The organism is Ramlibacter sp. bp-362 (assembly GCF_054956735.1).
In genome coordinates this window covers 96,062-102,934 of the sequence record NZ_JBUDXE010000013.1, presented here as the reverse complement: position 1 = coordinate 102,934, position 6,873 = coordinate 96,062, and the positions used below count along the sequence as shown (strand labels likewise).

At 67.0% G+C, this 6,873-nt stretch carries 8 protein-coding genes; all 8 read right to left on the bottom strand.

Annotation, left to right across the window (positions count from 1 at the left end; genetic code table 11):
* The coding region (locus tag ACY0MJ_RS17780) for a GTP-binding protein (protein ID WP_005434227.1) at positions 1–95 on the bottom strand (95 nt) is incomplete at its 3' end.
* 227 nt (positions 96–322) lie between these two features.
* Complete coding sequence (fusA, locus tag ACY0MJ_RS17775) at positions 323–2,425, bottom strand: elongation factor G (RefSeq protein WP_462639870.1); 2,103 nt, start codon at positions 2,423–2,425, stop codon at positions 323–325.
* 68 nt (positions 2,426–2,493) lie between these two features.
* Complete coding sequence (gene rpsG / locus ACY0MJ_RS17770; RefSeq protein WP_135251794.1) at positions 2,494–2,967, bottom strand: 30S ribosomal protein S7; 474 nt, start codon at positions 2,965–2,967, stop codon at positions 2,494–2,496.
* A gap of 153 nt (positions 2,968–3,120) precedes the next feature.
* Positions 3,121–3,498: a 30S ribosomal protein S12 gene (gene rpsL / locus ACY0MJ_RS17765; protein WP_048438439.1), complete on the bottom strand. Its 378-nt coding sequence runs from the start codon at positions 3,496–3,498 to the stop codon at positions 3,121–3,123.
* A 106-nt stretch (positions 3,499–3,604) separates the two neighbouring features.
* A complete protein-coding gene (locus ACY0MJ_RS17760; RefSeq protein ID WP_462639872.1) occupies positions 3,605–4,750 on the bottom strand; it encodes a D-alanyl-D-alanine carboxypeptidase family protein in 1,146 nt (381 codons plus the stop codon).
* A gap of 11 nt (positions 4,751–4,761) precedes the next feature.
* Positions 4,762–5,391, bottom strand: a complete 630-nt coding sequence (locus ACY0MJ_RS17755; RefSeq protein WP_462639869.1) for an alpha/beta hydrolase — start codon at positions 5,389–5,391, stop codon at positions 4,762–4,764.
* A gap of 1 nt (position 5,392) precedes the next feature.
* The gene (locus ACY0MJ_RS17750) at positions 5,393–5,743 is read right to left on the bottom strand and encodes a (2Fe-2S) ferredoxin domain-containing protein (RefSeq protein WP_462639868.1); all 351 of its coding nucleotides are present in this window, start codon (positions 5,741–5,743) and stop codon (positions 5,393–5,395) included.
* Positions 5,740–6,873 carry a VanZ family protein gene (locus ACY0MJ_RS17745; protein WP_462639867.1) on the bottom strand — a complete coding sequence of 378 codons (1,134 nt, stop codon included), beginning with the start codon at positions 6,871–6,873 and terminating at the stop codon, positions 5,740–5,742. The genes ACY0MJ_RS17750 and ACY0MJ_RS17745 overlap by 4 nt, the downstream gene beginning before the upstream one ends.

The window sequence follows — 6,873 nt, the reverse complement described above, 5'->3', positions numbered from 1 at the left end:
ATCGCCGCCGTCAGGGTCGTCTTGCCATGGTCCACGTGGCCGATGGTGCCCACGTTCACGTGCGGCTTGGTCCGCTCGAACTTGCCTTTTGCCATTGAGAAATCTCCGATAAAGAGCTATGCCCGTGTGCTGGTTTTACGTCTGCACCCGACTCACGAATCCTTTGCCACGGGCAGCAAAGGTGGTCGGGTCGCAGACGAACTCTTGAACGCAGAGGACGCAGAGGTTTCGCAGAGAACGCAGAAAAAACCAGTCAATGGATGTTCTCTGCGTCCTCTGCGTAGTTTCTGCGTCCTCTGCGTTCTCTTCCTGTGCGCGCCGATTACTTCGCGCGGGCGGCGATGATCGCCTCGGCGACGTTCTTCGGGGCTTCGCTGTAGTGCTTGAATTCCATCGTGTACGTCGCGCGGCCCTGGGACATCGAGCGCAGCGTGGTCGAGTAGCCGAACATTTCCGACAGCGGGACCTCGGCCTTGATGACCTTGCCGCCGCCGGGCATGTCGTCCATGCCCTGCACCATGCCGCGACGGGACGACAGGTCGCCCATCACGTTGCCGGCGTAGTCTTCCGGCGTCTCGACTTCCACGGCCATCATGGGCTCCAGGATCACGGGCTGCGACTTCTTCGCGCCTTCCTTGAAGCCGAAGATGGCGGCCATCTTGAACGCCTGCTCGGACGAGTCCACCTCGTGGTAGGAACCGAAGGTCAGCGTGACCTTCACGTCCACCACCGGGTAGCCGGCCAGCACGCCGGACGTCAGGGCTTCTTCCACGCCCTTCTGCACCGCCGGGATGTACTCGCGCGGCACCACGCCGCCCTTGATCGCGTCGACGAACTCGAAGCCCTTGCCGGTCTCGTTCGGCTCGACCGTGAAGACGACGTGGCCGTACTGGCCCTTGCCGCCCGACTGGCGCACGAACTTGCCTTCCACGTCGGCCGTCTTGCGGCGGATCGTCTCGCGGTAGGCCACCTGCGGCTTGCCCACGTTGGCTTCCACGCCGAACTCGCGCTTCATGCGGTCGACGATGATTTCCAGGTGCAGCTCGCCCATGCCGGCGATGATGGTCTGGCCCGATTCCTCGTCGGTGTTGACGCGGAAGGACGGGTCTTCCGAGGCCAGGCGCTGCAGGGCGATGCCCATCTTCTCCTGGTCGGCCTTGGTCTTGGGCTCCACGGCCTGGCGGATCACCGGCTCGGGGAACACCATGCGCTCCAGCGTCACGATGGACTCGGGGTCGCACAGGGTCTCGCCCGTGGTCACGTCCTTCAGGCCCACGCAGGCGGCGATGTCACCGGCGCGGATCTCCTCGATCTCGGTGCGGGTGTTGGCCATCATCTGCACGATCCGGCCGATGCGCTCCTTCTTGCCCTTGACCGGGTTGTAGACGGTGTCGCCCTTGGACAGGACGCCCGAGTACACGCGCACGAACGTGAGCTGGCCCACGAACGGGTCGGTCATCAGCTTGAACGCCAGCGCCGAGAACTTCTCGGTGTCGTCCGCCTTGCGCGAGGTTTCCTTCTCGTCCTCGTCGAGGCCGGCCACCGGGGGGATGTCCACCGGCGACGGCAGGAAGTCGATCACGGCGTCCAGCATTCGCTGCACGCCCTTGTTCTTGAAGGCGGTGCCGCACAGCATGGGCTGGATCTCGGTCGCGATCGTGCGGGTCCGCAGGCCCTGCTTGATCTCGGCTTCGCTCAGGTCGCCTTCCTCGAGGTACTTGTTCATCAGTTCCTCGGAGGCCTCGGCGGCCGACTCGACCATCTTCTCGCGCCACTCGTTGGCGGTCGCTACCAGCTCGGCCGGGATGTCGGCGTACTCGAACTTCATGCCCTGGGAGGCTTCGTCCCAGAGGATGGCCTTCATCTTCAGCAGGTCGACGACGCCCTTGAAGTTGTCCTCCGCGCCGATCGGGATCACCACCGGCACGGGGTTGGCCTTCAGGCGGGTCTTCATCTGGTCATAGACCTTGAAGAAGTTCGCGCCGGTGCGGTCCATCTTGTTGACGAACGCGAGGCGCGGCACCTTGTACTTGTTGGCCTGGCGCCAGACGGTTTCCGACTGCGGCTGCACGCCGCCGACGGCGCAATAGACCATGCAGGCGCCGTCCAGGACGCGCATGGAGCGCTCCACCTCGATGGTGAAGTCCACGTGTCCGGGGGTGTCGATGATGTTGAAGCGGTGCTCCGGGTAGGACAGGTCCATGCCCTTCCAGAAGCAGGTCACGGCCGCGGAGGTGATCGTGATGCCGCGCTCCTGCTCCTGCTCCATCCAGTCGGTGGTGGCAGCGCCGTCGTGCACTTCGCCGAGCTTGTGGTTCACGCCGGTATAGAAGAGGATGCGCTCGGTGGTGGTGGTCTTGCCGGCGTCGATGTGGGCGGAAATACCGATGTTGCGGTACCGCTCGATGGGCGTTTTGCGGGCCATGATGGATCTTTCTGTGGACGGGTGCGGGCCCGTTCGTGGCGGGCCGCACCGCTAGATGGGGGCGATTCTCAGAAGCGGAAGTGGCTGAAGGCCTTGTTGGCCTCGGCCATGCGGTGCACTTCGTCACGCTTCTTCATGGCGCCGCCGCGGCCTTCCGTGGCTTCCATGAGTTCGTTCGCCAGGCGCAGGGCCATGGACTTCTCGCCGCGCTTCTTGGCGGCTTCCTTGATCCAGCGCATCGACAGGGCAAGCCGGCGCACCGGGCGGACTTCCACGGGCACCTGGTAGTTGGCGCCGCCGACGCGGCGGGACTTCACCTCGACCATGGGCTTCACGTTGTTGATGGCCATGGTGAAGGCTTCCACCGGGTCACGGCCCGGGTTCTTCTTCTCGATCTGCTCGAGCGCGCCGTAGACGATGCGCTCGGCGACCGCCTTCTTGCCGCCTTGCATGATGACGTTCATGAACTTGGCGAGCTCGACGTTGCCGTACTTGGGATCCGGCAGGATTTCACGCTTAGGGACTTCGCGACGACGTGGCATTTCTAACCTCTCTCTTTGCTTCAGTTGGCCCGGCTGTCTTCGCCGCGGCCGCGGGAGCCATCAGGACATCCCACTTACTCGACCCTTGTCCGGGGTCACTACGCTTCACTCAGCCTGCCAGGGCTGGGAAGCACCGACAAACCACTCTTGGCTTTACGCCTTCTTCGGGCGCTTGGCGCCGTACTTGGAACGGGACTGCTTGCGATCCTTCACGCCCTGCAGGTCCAGGGAGCCGCGGACGATGTGGTAACGCACGCCGGGCAGGTCCTTGACGCGGCCGCCGCGCACGAGCACCACCGAGTGCTCCTGCAGGTTGTGGCCTTCGCCGCCGATGTAGGAGATGACTTCGAAGCCGTTGGTCAGGCGGACCTTGGCGACCTTCCGCAGGGCGGAGTTCGGCTTCTTGGGCGTCGTGGTGTACACGCGGGTGCACACGCCGCGCCGCTGCGGGCTGTTCTGCATCGCGGGGCTCTTGGAGTTGGTCTTCTCGACCTCCCGCCCGTGACGCACCAGTTGATTGATGGTTGGCATTGAAAAAACGTCCCTAAACGTTCGTGTGGAAACGGAAAAGCTCTCCCGCCCCAAATTGCGGGAAAGCCCGCGAGTATAACCCGCGGACCGAAACCCTGTCCGACGGCTACTTGATCCAGAGGCGGATGGCGTCCCAGGCGCGGCCGAAGATGCCGGCCTGTTCCACCGGCTCCAGGGCCACCAGGGGCACCTCGCGCAGGACCTGGTCGCCCACCAGGATCTTCAGGGTGGCGACCTGCTGGCCCTTGGTGAAGGGGGCGACCAGCGGATCGGGCCGCGCCACCTGGGTCTTGATGCGCGAGGCGCTGCCCGAGGGCACCGCCAGCACGATCGGCTTGGTCTGGCCCAGCTTCAGGGTGTCCTGGGTGCCCTTCCAGACCTGGGGCTCCAGCACCGGCTGGTTGGCGTCGAAGAGCTTGAGGCCCTCGAAGGCCGTGTAGCCCCAGTTCAGCAGCTTCTGGGCCTCGTTCGCGCGGGCCGCCTCGCTGCTGGCGCCCAGCACGATGGCCAGCAGGCGGCGCCCCTTCAGGTTGGGGAAGTCGCGCTTGGCGGTGGCGATCAGGCAGTAGCCGGCGGCGTCCGTGTGGCCGGTCTTCAGGCCGTCCACGGTCGGGTCGCGGAACAGCAGCGTGTTGCGGTTGGTGTCGTTGGCGGCCGGCGTGCCCGGATAGCGGTACTTCTTGATCGAGTAGTACTTCATGTCCTCCGGGAAGTCCTGCATCAGCCGGGTCGCCAGGATCGCCAGGTCGCGCGCCGTGGTCGTGTGGCCGGGCTCGGTCAGGCCTTCCGGGTTCTTGAAGGTGGTGTTCTTCATGCCCAGCGCCTTGGCCTGCTGGTTCATCATCTCCACGAAGTGCTCGGCCGTGCCGCCCACGCCCTCGGCCAGGGCCATGGTGGCGTCGTTGCCCGACTGGACGATCATGCCCTTGATCAGGTCGTCCACCGGCACCTGCATCTTGGGGTCGATGAACATGCGCGAGCCGGGCATGCGCCAGGCCCTCTCGCTCACCGGCAGCTTCTGGTCGAGCGTGATCTTCTTGGAGCGCAGGGCGTCGTAGACCAGGTAGCCGGTCATCAGCTTGGTCAGCGACGCCGGTTCCACCGGCGAATCGATGTCGCGCGACGCCAGGATCTGGTTCGCGCTGACGTCCATCAGCAGGTAGCTCTTGGCGGCGACCTCGGGCGGTTGCGGGACCTGGGCCGCGGCGGCCAGGCAGAAAAGGACCATCCAGGGCGCCAGCAGCGCCCGCATCCAGCTTGTTCTCATCCTTGTGTGCGGAGGTGGCGGACCACCAGTTTCTTTAAGAGGGGCAGCTGCCCGTGGAAGAAATGCCCCACCCCCGGCACCACCGTGACCGGCAGCAGCTGGGGACGGGCCCAGTCCATGGCGGCGGACAGCGGGACGGTGTCGTCCACCTCGCCATGGATCAACAACGTGCGATCCGCGCATTCGCCCGGGAGTTCCGGAACCTGGAAGCGGGCCGCCGCGACGCCCACCAGCACGACAGCTTCCGGCTGCCGCCCGGCCGCGAGCGACTGCAGCGCACGGGCGGTCACGTACGCGCCGAAGGAGAACCCGGCCAGTGCGAGCGGGCCTTCGCCGGCCAGCTCGCGCACGACGTGCAGCAGGTCGGTGGTCTCGCCCTCGCCGTTGTCGTGCACGCCTTCGCTGGCGCCCACGCCGCGGAAGTTGAAGCGCAGCGCCGTCCAGCCGCACTGCACGAAGGCGCGCGCCAGCGTCTGCACCACCTTGTTGTCCATGGTGCCGCCGAAGAGGGGATGCGGATGCGCGATCACGGCCGTGCCGTGCGGCGCGCCCTCCGGCTGGTCGCGCAGCAGCTGGATGCGCCCCGCCGGCCCGGCGAGCTCCAGGCGCTCGGTCTGCGCGTTCATGTCAGCGTCCGAGGTGCGGCGGCGTGAGCAGGCGCTCGACGATCTTGCCGTTCTGCAGGTGCGATTCGACGATCTCGTCGATGTCGGCGGCGTCGACGTACGTGTACCAGACGCCTTCCGGGTAGACGACGGCGATCGGGCCGCCCTGGCAGCGATCGAGGCAGCCGGACTTGTTCACGCGCACCTGCCCGGGCCCCGAGAGCCCCTTCGCCTTGACCTGCGCCTTGCAGCGGTCGAACGCCGCCTGCGCATCGTGGTCGGCGCAGCACGCCTCGCCATTGGTGCGCTGGTTCAGGCAGAAGAAGATGTGGTGGCGGTAATACTGCGGGGACTCGGGCACGGGAACGCTCATGCGGGCATTGTAGGAGTGCGCTCCGGACGCGAGACCCGCACCAGCACATAGACCAGCACCGCATAAGGCCAGAGCCACCCCAGCCACTGCGCCAGGCCGTGGAAGCGGATGAAGCGGCCCTGCTCCCAGGCCTGCAGCGTGTCGGCGAAGTAGGCGCTGGCGGGCGCCTGGTTCAGCACGCTCAGGTGGACGACCAGCGCCAGCAGCAGCATGGCCGCGCACCCGCGCCGCGGCACGGCCAGCATCAGCAGCGCCAGCAGCAGGCCGAACACGAGCCCCAGGCGCACCGGCAGGCTCAGCCAGGCCCAGGCGTGCGCCGGCCCCCAGCTGAGCGCGGCCGACAGCGCCGTCACCCCGGCGCCCACGGCCACGGCCGCCACGGCGAACACCGCGCGCCGGCCGACCGAGCGCAGGATCGTGTAGCCCAGCAGGCAGGGGATGAAGGCGCCGAGCGCCACGCACAACAGCTCCGCCGCGGGGACCAGGGGCTGCAGCTCCACCTCGCGCACCGGCAGCCACTCCAGGAAAGGCGTTTCCAGCAGCCACTCGGCGATCGCGTTTTCCAGCCGCTCCAGCACCTGCCCCAGCCCCAGCGGCACGGCCGCCGGGAACAGCAGCGCGAACGGCCACAGCGCCAGCAGCACGAGCGCGCCCCGCGCTTCCGGGATGAACCAGCGCTCGCGGAATCGGCTCCAGTGGGCGATGGCACCGCCCAGCTCCAGGCCGGCGGCGACGGCGGCGCCCAGCAGGGTGCCGCCGACGTTGAGGCCGAAGTCGACGTTGGAGGCCACGCGCGAGGGCAGGAAGCTCTGCACCGCTTCCATGCAGAAGGACAGCACGCCGCCGGCCAGCACCGCGACCACGACGGCCGCGAGGTTGGGATGGGAGGCGAAATAGCGGACGTTGCCGCGCCGCAGGAAGCTCAGGGCCAGCAGGAAGCCGAGCGGGATGTAGCCCACCACGTTGGCCGCCACGTCGAAGCCGGTCCAGTACTTGGGCCAGCCGGCGAACAGGAACTCCCAGGGCGCGATCTCCTGGTTGCGCCACCCGGAGAAGGGGTAGAGGCTCGCATACACCACCAGCACCGCATAGGCGCCCGCCAGCGGCCAGGCCGACGTCTTGTGCTGCAT

Coding starts and splice junctions, on each gene's coding strand:
- fusA (WP_462639870.1), bottom strand. CDS start 2,425: ATGGCCCGCAAAACGCCCATCGAGCGGTACCGCAACATCGGTATTTCC.
- rpsG (WP_135251794.1), bottom strand. CDS start 2,967: ATGCCACGTCGTCGCGAAGTCCCTAAGCGTGAAATCCTGCCGGATCCC.
- rpsL (WP_048438439.1), bottom strand. CDS start 3,498: ATGCCAACCATCAATCAACTGGTGCGTCACGGGCGGGAGGTCGAGAAG.
- ACY0MJ_RS17760 (WP_462639872.1), bottom strand. CDS start 4,750: ATGCGGGCGCTGCTGGCGCCCTGGATGGTCCTTTTCTGCCTGGCCGCC.
- ACY0MJ_RS17755 (WP_462639869.1), bottom strand. CDS start 5,391: ATGAACGCGCAGACCGAGCGCCTGGAGCTCGCCGGGCCGGCGGGGCGC.
- ACY0MJ_RS17750 (WP_462639868.1), bottom strand. CDS start 5,743: ATGAGCGTTCCCGTGCCCGAGTCCCCGCAGTATTACCGCCACCACATC.
- ACY0MJ_RS17745 (WP_462639867.1), bottom strand. CDS start 6,873: ATGCAGCACAAGACGTCGGCCTGGCCGCTGGCGGGCGCCTATGCGGTG.